Annotated in this window: 11 protein-coding genes; 9 read left to right on the plus strand and 2 right to left on the minus strand. The window is 42.6% G+C overall.

Annotated features, from left to right (window positions below; translation table 11 throughout):
* Positions 1-231 precede the first annotated feature (231 nt).
* Positions 232-2676, minus strand: a complete 2445-nt coding sequence (locus FHS68_RS21520; RefSeq protein WP_167275813.1) for a ribonucleoside-diphosphate reductase subunit alpha — start codon at positions 2674-2676, stop codon at positions 232-234.
* 438 nt (positions 2677-3114) lie between these two features.
* Between FHS68_RS21520 and FHS68_RS21525 the strand changes: the two genes are divergently transcribed.
* The 7 genes from FHS68_RS21525 to hemC all read left to right on the plus strand — a co-directional run bounded on the left by FHS68_RS21525 (position 3115) and on the right by hemC (position 9246).
* A complete protein-coding gene (locus FHS68_RS21525; RefSeq protein ID WP_167274767.1) occupies positions 3115-4026 on the plus strand; it encodes a sugar phosphate isomerase/epimerase family protein in 912 nt (303 codons plus the stop codon).
* 126 nt (positions 4027-4152) lie between these two features.
* Positions 4153-4419 carry a type B 50S ribosomal protein L31 gene (locus tag FHS68_RS21530; protein ID WP_167274769.1) on the plus strand — a complete coding sequence of 89 codons (267 nt, stop codon included), beginning with the start codon at positions 4153-4155 and terminating at the stop codon, positions 4417-4419.
* A gap of 135 nt (positions 4420-4554) precedes the next feature.
* A complete protein-coding gene (locus tag FHS68_RS21535) occupies positions 4555-5742 on the plus strand; it encodes a putative sugar nucleotidyl transferase (RefSeq protein ID WP_167274772.1) in 1188 nt (395 codons plus the stop codon).
* Positions 5743-5770: 28 nt separating this feature from the next.
* On the plus strand, positions 5771-6889 hold the full coding sequence (locus FHS68_RS21540; RefSeq protein WP_167274775.1) for a DNA polymerase III subunit: 1119 nt from the start codon (positions 5771-5773) through the stop codon (positions 6887-6889).
* Positions 6886-7353: an ATP-dependent zinc protease family protein gene (locus FHS68_RS21545; RefSeq protein WP_167274777.1), complete on the plus strand. Its 468-nt coding sequence runs from the start codon at positions 6886-6888 to the stop codon at positions 7351-7353. Before FHS68_RS21540 ends, FHS68_RS21545 begins: the two co-directional genes overlap by 4 nt.
* 37 nt (positions 7354-7390) lie before the next feature.
* Complete coding sequence (gene rimK, locus FHS68_RS21550; protein WP_167274780.1) at positions 7391-8293, plus strand: 30S ribosomal protein S6--L-glutamate ligase; 903 nt, start codon at positions 7391-7393, stop codon at positions 8291-8293.
* Between the two features lie 20 nt (positions 8294-8313).
* Entirely contained in the window at positions 8314-9246 is a 933-nt protein-coding gene (hemC, locus tag FHS68_RS21555; protein WP_167274782.1) for a hydroxymethylbilane synthase, read from the plus strand.
* 71 nt (positions 9247-9317) lie between these two features.
* Here hemC and FHS68_RS21560 read toward each other — a convergent pair whose 3' ends face one another.
* Positions 9318-12299 (minus strand): TonB-dependent receptor, encoded by a 2982-nt coding sequence (locus tag FHS68_RS21560; protein ID WP_167274785.1) that lies wholly within the window; start codon positions 12297-12299, stop codon positions 9318-9320.
* 359 nt (positions 12300-12658) lie between these two features.
* Between FHS68_RS21560 and FHS68_RS21565 the strand changes: the two genes are divergently transcribed.
* Positions 12659-13729 (plus strand): sensor histidine kinase, encoded by a 1071-nt coding sequence (locus tag FHS68_RS21565; RefSeq protein WP_167274788.1) that lies wholly within the window; start codon positions 12659-12661, stop codon positions 13727-13729.
* Entirely contained in the window at positions 13726-14460 is a 735-nt protein-coding gene (locus FHS68_RS21570; protein ID WP_167274791.1) for a LytR/AlgR family response regulator transcription factor, read from the plus strand. The genes FHS68_RS21565 and FHS68_RS21570 overlap by 4 nt, the downstream gene beginning before the upstream one ends.

Raw genomic sequence — 14460 nt, forward strand, 5'->3', positions numbered from 1 at the left:
AGCTTGCTCAGACCAGTCGTTTTGCCGTCTGCAAAACCTTTCTCCCAGATTGGGAGTGCAAAAGTGCCACCTTATTTCCTATTCTCCAAATACAAAACGGAAATATTTTGAGAGATACTTCCAAAAAGTGTCGCAACTAATTGATTACCAAAAAAATAAATTTTAAAGTTTTTAGAAATAAAAAACGGCGCATAACAATGTGCGCCGTCCCCTTCATTTTTGCTAATATAATCAACTCCCGCAAGCTTCACACCCTTCCGGATCATCCAGTGAGCATTGCATATCAGAACGACTGTCACGAGGAATCGCTGGCTTCGCGTGCTCCTCCGCATACTGTGTGTAATTCAACTCCTTTTCGGCTATAACAACTGTTGCGGGCTCCAATTGAACTTCGGCCTGCTTGCCAACCGTAAATTGTACTGGGTCAGAAGCTGCTCGGGTGCGTAAGTAGTACATGCCTGTTTTAAGGCCCTTCTTCCATGCATAGAAATGCATCGACGTTAATTTGCCAAAATTTGCTTCCTCCATAAAGATATTCAGCGATTGGGATTGGCAGATATATGCCCCGCGATCAGCAGACATATCCAGTAAGCTGCGCTGCTTTATTTCCCAGGCTGTTTTGTACAAATCTTTGATATTCTGAGGGATGTTCGGAATTGGCTGTACTGATCCACTTGCACGCACCAGATTGTTTTTCATCTCCTCATTCCAAAGTCCAAGCCTCACAAGATCTTTAAGCAAATATTTATTAACCACGACAAATTCCCCTGAAAGAACCCTTCTTACATATATATTAGAAGTAAATGGTTCGAAACATTCATTGTTGCCCAAAATCTGGCTTGTGGAAGCAGTTGGCATCGGTGCAAGCAGCAAGGAATTGCGGACACCGTACTTAACCACGTCCTTTCTCAGTTTCTCCCAATTCCAACGACCACTTTCAGGTGTAACTCCCCACATATCAAACTGGAATACTCCTTTCGAAACCGGACTACCTGACCAGCTTTCGTATGGCCCAAGTTGCGTCGCAAGTTCCATGGACGCTTCCATGGCTCCGAAATAAATGGTCTCAAAAACATCCTTATTTAACTGACGGGCTTCGTCTGAATCAAAAGGCATGCGCATCATACAAAATGCATCAGCAAGTCCCTGCACTCCAATTCCGATCGGCCTGTGTCTTTTATTGCTTTTTTCAGCTTCTGGAACAGGGTAATAATTGAGGTCGATAATTTTGTTCAGGTTCCTCGCAATCACTTTTGTGATTTCATATAACCTTTTGTGATCAAAGCGCATAAAACCGTCTGTGCCTTGCTCTACAAACTTGGGTAATGCAATGGACGCCAGGTTACACACAGCAACTTCGTCGGGAGCAGTATATTCAATAATTTCGGTGCACAAATTGGACGACTTTATCGTACCCAGATTTTGCTGATTCGATTTACTGTTTGCATGGTCCTTATACAACATATATGGTGTGCCTGTTTCAATCTGGGATTCCATGATCGCAAACCACAGATCCTGAGCCTTAATTGTTTTGCGGGCTTTGCCTTCCAATTCATATTGCTCATACAATCTCTCAAACTCTCCGCTATGGGTATCCGAAAGTCCTGGGCATTCGTGCGGACAGAATAATGACCAGGTATCATTCGCCTCAACGCGTTTCATAAACAGATCGGGAATCCACAATGCATAGAAAAGATCGCGCGCACGTTGCTCCTCTTTTCCGTGATTTTTCTTTAGATCAAGGAAATCAAAAATATCGGCATGCCAGGGTTCCATATATATAGCAAACGAACCTTTACGTTTACCACCTCCCTGATCCACATACCTTGCAGTATCATTAAATACACGAAGCATAGGAACGATACCATTGGATTGTCCATTTGTTCCCTTAATATATGTACCCGTAGCCCGCACATCATGAATGCTTAACCCGATCCCACCTGCGGACTGAGATATTAGTGCACAATTTTTAAGGGTATCATAAATGCCGTTGATGCTGTCTTCCTTCATGGTCAACAAGAAGCAGGATGACATCTGAGGTTTTGGTGTTCCTGCATTAAATAAAGTAGGGGTAGCGTGCGTAAACCACTTTTCAGAAAGTAAATGGTAGGTTTCAATAGCAGACTGGATATCCTCCTGATGAATACCAACAGCAACCCTCATCAGCATATGCTGCGGACGTTCAACAATTTTTCCGTCAACTTTCAGTAAATACGACTTTTCCAGTGTTTTATAGCCAAAATAGTCATATGCGTAATCACGATCGTAAATGATGGTTGAGTCAAATAGAGAAGCATTCTGACGGATTACCTCATATACATTCTTTGCGATCAAAGAGGCATTTTCACCTGTTTTAGAGTCTATATAGGTATAAAGACGTTTCATTGTTGCCGAAAACGACTTCAATGTATTTTTTTGAAGGTTTGAGATTGCCACACGAGCCGCCAGAATAGCGTAATCGGGGTGCTTGGTCGTCATGGAAGCGGCGGTTTCAGCAGCAAGGTTGTCCAGCTCGGCAGTGGTAACCCCATCATATATTCCGGAGACGACTTTTTTGGCTACTTCTATGGGCTGAATGTAATTTGTGTCCAGGCCATAGCTGAGCTTTTCAATGCGGGCTGTCACTTTATCGAATTTCACAGATTCGCGGCGACCGTCACGCTTTATTACGTACATTGACATAAAAATATGTTGGTTTTTAGGAAGTGAGTGATGTTAATACTTGAAGTTTTATTCGGAGCTGATTTGTTTAAAATCTCTTGAAATAACATTAAAATAACCAGATTCACAACCCGCATTTGATATCGAAAATTGATTTATTAAAGGTGATTGAGGTTAAGAAATCGTTAAGAATCTTATAATTAGTGATTTAGAGAAAAAGACAAATGAAGAGATTCTATAAAAAAAAATCTATTTTTATTTATTCAAAAATTTGTAAACTTTTTTTAGTAGAATAGCTAAATATGCGGACCACTAATCTAAAATTAGATTTGATTGTCAGATAATTATACCAAAAATTCACATTTAAGGAAAAATAAATTTGTAAACTTTTATTTTTCGGTCAGCATTTTTTCTTTACAAAAGTTGAAACATTAAGAATAATCAGTCATTAATATGAACTACAAAATCAAGCAACAAGACAGGCGAACTTTCATGAAGAGAAGCTCCGGCATTATCGCAGGACTAGCAGCAGGCTCTGCATTGACCGAAACGCTGGCATTTGGAGTGGCTAAACCCCTATATTCTATTCCACTTGGTGTTTACGCAGGTTATAGCAAAGCCAACTTCCTGAAAGAATCCGGATGTACCTATATAGAAGAGTCCGTAGCTGGCTTTTTGATACCACCAGATGGGGACGAACAGTATGAAAAAAATCTTCGTCAGCTCAAATCCGAAAACTTCCCAATCAAATCTTATGTGATACTTCTTCCCGGGAGTCTTAAAACATTAGGGCCTGATGCAAATCATGAAGCTATTTTGCAGCGGACTGAGCTTGTTTTGAAAAGGGCAAAAGAATGCGGATCTCAATATGTTGTTTTTGGAAGTGGTACATCACGCATCATTCCGGATGGTTTTGACAGGGCTGTTGCAAAAGCACAACACATTGAGCTGACCAAAAAAATGGCGCCTCTGGCGGAGAAATATGGGGTAACTATTGCTGTGGAGCCGTTAAATAGGGGAGAAACCAATTTTATTAATAGCTTGTCTGAGGGAGTTGAAATAGTGGATGCTGTGAAAAGTCCTTCCATCAAGCTATTATGCGACATCTATCACATGCTGAAAGAGGATGAGCCTGCGACCGAAATTGTGAAGTATGGCAAGCACATTGTCCATTGCCACATTGCAGAAAAGGAAAGTCGTACTCCTCCGGGCGTAAAGGGAGACGATTTCAGGCCTTACCTGAGTGCCTTGAAAAAGATCAATTATAAGGGTGGTCTTTCCATAGAATGCTTTGTATACACCGACTTTGAAAAAGAAGCAAAAAGAGGGATAGAAGTTCTCAAGCAGCAGCTCAGTGAAGTTTAGCCCGGTTTTGACCTATTGCATTAATATTAAAAAAGATACCGTTTCAATACTTGGTTTACAAAAGAAGAATTTTTACTTTTGCAATCCTTTTTGAGAATTGTATCGAACAAATAATATTATATACCAATGAAAAAAGATATTCATCCCAAATATAGAGAAGTGGTTTTCTGGGATCTATCAAGCGATTTCAAATTCATAACCCGTTCTACGATAGAGACATCTGAAAACATTACCTGGGAAGACGGCAAATCTTATCCGGTATATAAAGTTGAAGTGTCTTCTCAATCACATCCATTTTATACTGGTAAAAACGTCTTAGTTGATACTGCTGGACGTGTTGATAAGTTTAGAAAACGTTATGGAAACAAAGAAGCAGAGTCAGTTGTCAGCTAATAGCTTTTAACATTTCGCTTTTTTCAGCAGAAAGAAAATGCAAAGCAGTCTTATGGCAATATGCCTGAGACTGCTTCTTTTTTTGTCCTAACCAATAAAATGACCGAACTTTGAAGGCACGTACTTGATTGAATTATGCCTGATATAGTCCTGTTCGACGACCCAATACTTCGCGTCCAGCTTTTACCCTTAACATATACCAGACCGATCGCTGCGATCCGTTGCGGGATCAGAACCATTTCCCAAAAATGGGAAGAAGCGTTGCAAACGACTGTCTCTTTTCAGACTGAAACATACCTAAGCTCAAAATTTCCAGCCAAAATTTCTGAAGATCCCCTTTTTATCAATGGTGCTTTATGCCCCAATGCAGAAATCGTACAGGAGCTGAATAGACTGGCACCAAGATCGGGCTTGATTTCTGAGAAAAATGAGATCCTTGCTGTCAGAACAGATGTATTCTGGAATGCGGCCAAAGGTGTAAATGGTATTGATTTAGCGACCTATACCGGGAATCTCACGCTGATCAGGAATGTGTGGGATATTTTCTCTTTCAATGGAGCACAGATTAAGGCTGATTTTGAAAGAATTACTGCCAGTAAAAGCTCCCTGCCCATTTCGGATCCTTTCACACATTGTTATAATCCCGACCAGATTTTCATCGAAGAGGGCGCTGTAATCAAAGCTTCTGTTCTAAATGCAGAAAATGGCCCGATCTACATTGGCTGTAACGCATTTATACAGGAAGGCTCCTTAATTCAAGGCCCTTTTGCCATTGGAGAAAGTTCAGTTTTGGCTCAAGGAACCAAGATTCGTCCAAATACAACGATCGGACCTTTTTGCAAGGTGGGCGGAGAAGTGAGCAATTGCGTATTTTTTGGTTATAGTAATAAAGGACACGACGGATACTTGGGCAATTCAGTCATTGGCGAATGGTGTAATTTGGGTGCTAATACTAACAATTCCAATCTCAAGAATGACCATAGCCTGGTAAAACTGCATAGCTACTTCACTAACTCGTTGGCGGATACGGGATTGCTTTTTTGCGGACTGATCATGGGCGATTTTTCAAAAGCAGGTATTTCCACGATGTTCAATACGGGAAGTGTTGTGGGCGTAAGTGTGAACGTGTTTGGCGCCGGTTTCCAGAACAAACACATTCCATCTTTTTCGTGGGGAGGGGCCGCAGAAGGAATTACCGAATATCGTTTCCAAAAGGCGCTCGAGGTTGCAAAAGATACTGTTAACCGACGAGGCGTTACCTTTGGGGGAGCCGAAGAGGATATACTTCGTAATGTGTTTGAAGAAACCCAACTGCAACGTTAATCGAAGCCTGACAATAAATCAAATCATCGTGCTTTTCAAAGATATTCCGGGACTTGATCACATCAAAGACACGCTAAAACGCTCCGTGCAGCAAAGTCATTTAGCGCACGCATTGCTTTTTGACTATCCAACGGGTGGTGGTGGGCTGGCGCTGGCACTCGCATTTGCGACCTATATCAATTGCGAAAATAGACGTGACGACGATGCGTGCGGTGTATGTGCATCATGCAGCAAAATGGCAAAACTGATCCACCCGGACCTTCATTTTATCTTTCCCGTTGCCACTTCCAAAAAAATAGACGGAAAAACCAGCGAAGCCTTTCTTCCATTATGGCGCTCATTTGTCCTCGAAAGTCCATATCGTGTGTTGCCTGACTGGCTTGATCATATCGGCGCAGAAAACAAACAGGGAAATATTTCTGTGGAAGAAGCGCGAGGGATTTTGAAAAAATTGTCCGTTAAATCCTATGAAGGAGAATACAAGATCCTGCTCATCTGGAAACCGGATATTATGAACGCTTCTTCATCAAATGCCATTCTTAAAATATTGGAAGAGCCTCCGGAAAAAACCCTCTTTTTACTGGTAAGCGATCAGTCTGATAAGTTACTCACCACCATTATTTCCAGGACGCAACGCGTTACCGTTTCCGCCTTTTTGGATAAAGACGTTCGCCATTTTCTCAATGAGCACCAGGTAAGTGTAAGTACAGCCAGCCAGATTGCCTATTTGTCAGATGGGAATTTGTCGGAAGCGTTAAAGCTGGTTCATGAAACCGAAGGTGACCGTTCGGGATGGTTTGCGGCCTGGATGCGCTCTTGTTACAAATACGACATTTCACATTTGGTTAAACTTGCTGATAACTATGACGTTATGAGTAAAGAAAAACAGAAAGGAGTATTGGAATATGCGTTAAGGCTTTTTCGCGACATGTTGGTATGGAGCAACGGAGCAGGGGAACTGTTGCGTGTCCCGGATGAAGAACTTACTTTCGTTCAGAATTTCTCTAAAACGGTCAATTTCGATGCGATGGAAAAAATGGTTGAAGAAGTCAATGTGGCCTGCTACCATATTGAAAGAAATGTAAGAGCGAAAATGGTTTTCCTGGATCTATCCCTAACATTTGGCCTCTTTTTTCAGCGCAAATGAAAAATTCCCTGCAAGTGATCGGGGCGACTGATATTGTGGATTTACCGGAATTGGGTTGGTTTAAAGTCCCCGTCCGCATCGATTCCGGCGCCGCTACTTCTGCCATCCATTGTTCCCGGGTGCGGCTCATTAAAGACGGAGAAAAAACAAGTCTGCATTTTGATCTGGATACTAAAAAAGGCGCCCCGCAACATTCGTATGTCGTGACAGAGTTTAAGGAAACTACCATACGAAACTCGTCAGGAATAGACGAAAAGAGGTATGTCATTAAAACGCGTATCACATTGTTTGGCAAAAAGATTCGTACCGAATTTTCCTTGGCTAACCGAGGCAAAATGAGTTACCCTATCTTACTCGGTCGGAAATTGTTAAAAAACAGGTTTATCGTGGATGTATCCCAAAAAAATTTGTCACACGCCAAGCGATCATCCGGAGCTATACGTTCCAAGGTAAAAGGTAAGTAAACCCGGAAAGACCCATATTTTATTTTATCAACATTCTATGAAAATCGCCGTATTATCAACCAATCCCAAACTGTATTCCACAAGGCGATTGGTAGAGGCAATCAAGCAAAAAGGACATCAGGCAGTGGTTATTGATCATGTTAAATGCTTCGTGATGATCGAGGGTGGCAAGCCCGCTATTATCTACAAAGGGAAGAGTATCCCTGACATTGATGCTGCTATCCCAAGAATCGGGACCTCAGTGAGTGCATTTGGCTGTGCTGTTGTACGTCAGCTTGAATTAATGAAGATTTTCACTACTGTTAAATCACAAGCCATCCTTCGTTCGCGTGACAAATTGAGAAGTATGCAAGTTCTGGCTAAATCCGGAGTTGATATTCCAAAAACAGTGTTTGCCAAAAACCCTGACCAGGTGAATGAATTGATCCATTTGGTCGGCGGCCCGCCTGTGATTATCAAATTGCTGGAAGGAACTCAGGGCGTAGGTGTGGTTCTGGCCGAAACAATAAAGGCCGCCAAATCCACCATTGAAGCTTTTTATGGGTTAAGGGCTAATTTTCTGATCCAGGAATACATTGCTGAATCCAAGGGCGCCGATATCCGCGCTTTTGTGATTGGAAATAAAGTGATTGCAGCGATGAAGCGCCAGGGTGCCGAAGGTGATTTCAGATCGAACCTGCACCGCGGGGGCGAGGGCCGCATGATCGAATTGTCGCCGGAAGAAGAGCATACAGCCATTGCTGCAGCCAAGGCACTTGGCGTTAAAATTGCTGGCGTCGATATGCTCCAATCTCACAGAGGGCCGTTGGTCATGGAGGTAAATTCGTCGCCTGGTTTAAGAGGTATTGAAGAAATCAGTGGCATTGACATTGCTTCGCTAATCATTAGTTACATTGAAGATAAGATCGTTACCGACGAAGGCGATACTGTTGGGGTTTGAAAATAGACATTATCCAAGTCATGCATATAAAAATAGGGACGCGAGGAAGCAAGCTGGCACTCTGGCAGGCGCATTACATTGAAAGTCTTTTGAACCAAGGTGGCGTAGAAACCCAAATAGTTACCATTGAAACAAAAGGCGATAAAATCCTTGATCGATCGCTTTCTAAGATAGGTAGTAAAGGTGTTTTTACAGAAGAGCTGGAAGATCAGCTGAGAAACGGCAGCATTGATATTGCCGTCCACAGCGCCAAGGACCTCCAATCGCAGCTGGATGAAGCATTTGAACTTATCGCTTTTACTGAGCGCGAGAAAGCCAACGACGTATTGGTAAGCCACGACCTCGATCTATCTTTAAAAAGCGGCAAATTATTTACAGTAGGCACCTCTTCAACCCGTCGCATTGCCCTTTTGAAGCATTTTTACCCGCACATTAGAACAGTGGATATGAGGGGAAATCTGCAAACGCGGCTTAGGAAACTCGAAAGTGGACAATGTGACGCGCTGTTGCTCGCTTATGCAGGTGTGCACCGCATGGAATATGATGATAAGATCGCTGAACATTTATTGCTGGATGAATTTACGCCAGCTGTTGGCCAGGGAAGCATTGCGATAGAATGTGCCGTTTCTCTGGCAGAAAAGAAAAAGAGTTTGATTAAAGCGCTGCTTAATCATGAACATACCGAAACCTGTCTGCTCACTGAAAGAGCATTTCTAAAACGGCTTCAGGGAGGCTGCAGCATTCCGGTTTTTGCACTGGCCACTTTGCATGAAGACAGCATTGACATTTTGGGCGGCATTGTTAGTCTCGACGGAAGAGAATTGATTAGAAAAATTCAAAGTGGTTCGCATGCATTTCCGGAAGAATTGGGAACTGCATTGGCTGACGAGTTACTGGAAGCTGGCGCGGACAGGATTCTCGCAGAAATCAAACAGCAGAATGTAAGTACATAACATTATAGCCAGTAAAAAGCCAAGGCCCAAATCTACGACAGATTTGGGCCTTGGCTTTTATAATAAGAGCGTCAATCCTTTTTAGGAAGCGAATCAGCAGGCGTTGCTGGTCTCGTAGGAATGGCACTGGAATCCTGCTTCATTGGAGTAATCGGAAGTGCTGGTCTCGCAATACTATCAGGCTTTACGGTGGAATCCGCAGGCATTATTATTGGCTTTACCGTTGAATCCACAGGCATTAACATCGGTTTTGCTGTTGAATCTGGACGTAGTGAATCAGGTTTTACCTGCATGTTGCTAGGCGTTCTCATTGTCGAATCTGGTCTCATACCAGACCGCATTGGCATGCCCTGTCCAGTTGGCCTTGCGGTACTGTCTGCACCAAGAGGCTTCATTGCTCCCTGTGGTCTTCCGCCAGGAGCACCTGCACCTTGTTGTCTGATTGTTGGAACAGTCACGGCAGGAGTAGTTGCATTCTGTGTAGCACCTCCGCCTCCGCCATCCATACCTCCGCCATCACTTTTCTGGTCATCGTTATTCACTGATTTCTTCCGGCGGGATTTTTGTTCCACAAACGTCATTTTGCCCAGACGGTACGAAAAGTTAACCCTGAATCCTCGGTTGAATAAGTAATTGGTATTCTCCTGAGTGAAAGTCCGGGATTCAAGACTCGTTCTCATTTTGAAAGAAGGTGCCAGGAAGTTTTCCATTCCGAAGCCAATGCTACCACGCTTGTTGGTAAAATCTTTCTTGATTCCAAAGTCATACATTCGGAAACCTGCTTGTGTTCCCTGCAACTGCACTTCCTTACCTCTCATGAATCCACCTGCCTGCAACCCCCAGCCATTTTTAATGTTAAGACTAGTCCTAACACGTCCGCTTACAACGACCCCGCTATTGGATGACTGAAGGGAAATATTCGGGCTATTGTTCGATAAATTGGCGTAATACGCGTCAACTCCTCCACCAATCTGCCATCTCTTGAAGAATGTCATGTTTCCAAAAACGTTCACACCATAGTTTTTCTTCGACCCAATGTTTCCATAAGTAGTCGTAATCACACCTTGCTCATTTGGAGTTCTGATGCTTTCGATAGAATTGTTGGTAAACCTGGCAAATGTGGAAACGTTGATATATAATGAGTTCTTAAAAAAACTGGTCCCCAATTCAACCTGGTCAGTTAGCTCTGGTCTCAATTCAGGGTTACCAACAGTAATATTCTGAGGGTTTGCCTGATTAATGTTCGGGTTCAGGAATTGAATACCCGGGCGTTGTAGACGACGGTTATAACCCAGCTTTACAGTTTGTCCTTTTCCAAAAGTTTGCGAAAGGTTAAGGCTGGGCACCAGATTGCTATATGCTGGAATGTTCAACTTTCCCTGTTCTCCTTGTGTCGCGTCAATGCTAGTATATTCATAACGTGAGCCAGCCTTCACCGTAAATCTACTTTTAGATGTATAGGTATAAGAAAAATATCCCGCAGCCACGTTCTGATCATAGTTCAAGCTACTTGCCGACTGCGGAGTCGCAATTGTGTTATAGTAGTCGAAATTGCTGACTACCTGGCGAAAAATACCTTTTCCTCCAATTTCAATCAATTGATTTTCTTTTACAGGTGTCTGATAATCAAGCTGTACAGTGCTTTCCTGGTTGTGACTACGATTGTTATTTCCCTGTGATCCCAAAAGCTCTCCAATTTGGGTGGTTGTTAATGCAAATATGTCGGCATCAAAATCATTGGTACGGTTGTTCCGGCTATACTGCGTTGAAATACTCAGTTCCTGTTGCGGCTTAGCTAATGTTTTAATATAATCCACATTAACATCCCATGTTCCTGAAAGGTCTTTTGTATTAACATCCCTGAAACTATTTGTGGTAACCCCATTACTCTGCGTATTGAATGTAGACAACTCCTGTGCGTTCCGCATATTTCTCATCCCATATCTCACATTCGCTGAAAGAGATGTTTTTGAATCGATTTCATAATCCCAACCGAAATTGTAAGATCCAAATGCCATTTTATTATTGGATTTGCTGGTTTGTCTGATCGAGAATTGGTCCACTTTACCTACCTGAAGGTTTTCAGATTTTCCAGGTTGGTTGTAATTAAATCGTCCGAATCCCCCAAGACTGAAACCCATTTTTCCAGACCTATAATTTCCTCTGAGCCCCAGGTTAGATCCCCTGTTACCAATACCCGTATCAAGGTTTAATGTTCCTCCCTGAATGGTGCTCTTCTTTGTAACAATATTGATGATACCCGCAGAGCCTTCTGCATCATATTTTGCAGACGGTGAAGTAATGACCTCCACAGATTTAATCATATCAGCAGGAATTTGCTTTAACGCATCTGCTACACTCGTAGCAATGATGGTTGAAGGTTTGTTATTGATCAAAACCCTTACATTAGAACTTCCTCTTAGGGATACGTTACCGTCCAAGTCCACCGTCAGCATCGGAACCTTTTTCATCACGTCCGAGGCGTCTCCTCCTCTGCTGGTAATATCCTTTTCAGCATTGTAAACAAGCCTGTCGACTTTTTCTTCAATTAATTGGGCCATTCCTACTACTTCCACCTCATTCAATTGCACAACGTCAGGGCCAAGTGAAATAGAACCCAGATCGAGCTCGGTACGACGGTCGATTTTGACGTCTTTAATTGTTTTGGTTTTATATCCAATGAATGAAATCAGGATCTTAAAATTCCCCGAAGCTACTTTTGTCATAGCAAATTCCCCCTTCTCATCGGTTGTAGTTCCGTCAATAGGTGTATTTGTTTTGATATCAACAAGCGCCAAAGCTGCAAACTCCACAGGCTTCTTACTTAATGAATCTATCAGGATACCCTTAATCTTACCAGTTCCTTTTGGTGTGTCTTCTGCCGTGCCAGGTATAACAGTTTGACGTTGCCTGTCGCCTCCGCGCTGAAAGTCACCGCCCCCGCCGCCAGGTCTTCCTCCTCCTCCGCCACCGCCGCCAGGAAACTGGGCAAAGGCCGTCAATGTGCTCGCCGATAAAATTGTCAGAAGTGCTAAATGTAAACTAAGTTTCATGGTTGGGTTGTCAATTAATGTATTTTTCGAGTTTCAAAATAACTACCAATTAAATTGTAATAAAAAGGGAATAGATGAAAATGGGGGGAAGTGCCGACAAATGGCCCGTTTCACACGATCAAATTGGCTTGCGCCCACGCAAATGCCTGTCTTTAATGCATTTACAAATCCCATGCCCAGTAGAATTTCCTAATATTCTGTTTGTACAACTATTGGATTTTGCATTGATAGATTGTCTCGCTCAATCGGTCGGCATTTCGGCTATATTGATCGATTGCAGTAGGTGTTTTGATAATTTACCTGTAAGATTGTAATTGTAATATTGCGTTTATACGCATATCAAACTAACTAATTTCTAAATGGATACGCGTGCTGCACGAAAATACCCGCCGTTGTTCTTACACCTTTTAGGATGGAGCTTTCTGGCCCTGTTCCTGATGTGGCAACCATTGAGCTGGCAGATTGTATTCCCGGTTTCTTTTTGGATCAAGCAGGTTGTGTTATTGGCACTACTGGTTTTTATATTTTATCTTAATTACTACATCTGGTTCCCAAGGTATCTTGCCAAAAATCGCTATTTCAAATTCATCATATTAAATATTGTATCCGTTGTTGCCCTCGCGGTATTGATGGAACAGGTGAAGATTTTTATTAACCACGGAGAGCAAATGGATCGTGCTTTCCGCATGGCAAGAGAAGCCAACGGCGAGAAAAAACATTCAGATAAGCTGGATAATTTCGCTTTGCTAACAGCATTAATGATCGTCGGGCTAAGTACTAGCGTCGCAGCTGTGCGGAATGCCCAATTGGATAAAACGTACAGGCAAAACTTGGAAAAAGAAAAGATTAATTCCGAGCTTTCATTTCTCAAAGCGCAAATTAATCCCCATTTCTTTTTTAATACTCTTAATAATATTTATGCATTAACGGTCATTGATGTGGAGGCGGCGAGGGAAGCGCTACATAAATTGTCACGAATGATGCGTTATGTGCTTTACGAAACACAGCATGGTACCGTGTTATTAAGTCAGGAAATTGCTTTTGCTCAAGATTACATTCAACTCATGCAGCTTCGGTTGACAGATAAAGTGACTGTACACCTGGATCCGCCAAGTCCCCTGCAGGATGTATCCATTGCACCAATGCTTTTTCTACCATTCATTGAAAATGCATTCAAACACGGCGTAAGTGCCGTTCAGCCCAGCCGGATCGACATTCAGATCCGTCAGCAGGGACATAAGATTTTTGTTGAAGTAAGAAATACTTTATTTACCGATAAGAGAGCTACACTGGATGACAGCAATGGAATTGGTCTTGCCAATACCCAGCGCCGACTCGATTTGCTCTATCCGGGGAAATACCAGCTAGAAGTGACTGAGAATAAGGAAGAAAAGGAATTCGAAGTACACCTTGAACTGGAAACTGCATGAATGCATTAGAGTGCATTGCTGTTGATGATGAACCCCTTGCCCTGGGACTTGTCTGCGCATTTATTGAAAAAACCCCTTTCCTAAATCTTTCAGGCAGATATTCGAGTGCCGTAGAAGCATTGCAGGCGATTAACAACAAGCATGTTGACGTCATTTTTCTTGATATTCAAATGCCTGACCTGACTGGCATTGAACTCGCCCGAGTACTTGAAAAAGCCGGGACCCGTGCTCCGAGAATTATATTTACAACCGCTTTCAACCAGTATGCCTTGGACGGTTTTCGTGTAGACGCTATTGACTATCTCCTGAAACCGTTTAATTATGAAGAGTTCCTGCGAGCTGCATCGAAAGCGCAGGCTTATGTCGAATTATTACAAAAAGCCTCCGCTGCATCAAATACGGACAATAAAGATGAATATCTGTTCTTAAAAGTCGAGTATCAGCTCGTAAGGATTGCATACGATGACATTTTATATACCGAGGGCCTCAAAGATTATGTGAAAGTGCATCTTAAATCGGACCCCAAACCGATTCTGTCGCTGACCAGCCTGAAAGCACTGGAAGAAAAATTGCCTTCTTCCAAATTCATGCGCGTCCATCGTTCTTTTATAGTAAACCTGGACAAAATAGGCGCTGTTACCAGAAATACAATTCAGATCGGCAGCATTACCATTCCGGTAAGCGATCAGTATAAAGAAAATTTCAGTCAGTTTTTGAGTAAATGGATGTGA

Source organism: Dyadobacter arcticus (genome assembly GCF_011762185.1).
Taxonomy (GTDB): Bacteria; Bacteroidota; Bacteroidia; order Cytophagales; family Spirosomataceae; genus Dyadobacter; species Dyadobacter arcticus.

Bases quoted from the DNA above. Each gene is read 5' to 3' on its own strand.
- FHS68_RS21520 (WP_167275813.1), bottom strand. From the start codon at position 2,676: ATGTACGTAATAAAGCGTGACGGTCGCCGCGAATCTGTGAAATTCGAT.
- FHS68_RS21525 (WP_167274767.1), top strand. From the start codon at position 3,115: ATGAACTACAAAATCAAGCAACAAGACAGGCGAACTTTCATGAAGAGA.
- FHS68_RS21530 (WP_167274769.1), top strand. From the start codon at position 4,153: ATGAAAAAAGATATTCATCCCAAATATAGAGAAGTGGTTTTCTGGGAT.
- FHS68_RS21535 (WP_167274772.1), top strand. From the start codon at position 4,555: ATGCCTGATATAGTCCTGTTCGACGACCCAATACTTCGCGTCCAGCTT.
- FHS68_RS21545 (WP_167274777.1), top strand. From the start codon at position 6,886: ATGAAAAATTCCCTGCAAGTGATCGGGGCGACTGATATTGTGGATTTA.
- rimK (WP_167274780.1), top strand. From the start codon at position 7,391: ATGAAAATCGCCGTATTATCAACCAATCCCAAACTGTATTCCACAAGG.
- hemC (WP_167274782.1), top strand. From the start codon at position 8,314: ATGCATATAAAAATAGGGACGCGAGGAAGCAAGCTGGCACTCTGGCAG.
- FHS68_RS21560 (WP_167274785.1), bottom strand. From the start codon at position 12,299: ATGAAACTTAGTTTACATTTAGCACTTCTGACAATTTTATCGGCGAGC.
- FHS68_RS21565 (WP_167274788.1), top strand. From the start codon at position 12,659: ATGGATACGCGTGCTGCACGAAAATACCCGCCGTTGTTCTTACACCTT.
- FHS68_RS21570 (WP_167274791.1), top strand. From the start codon at position 13,726: ATGAATGCATTAGAGTGCATTGCTGTTGATGATGAACCCCTTGCCCTG.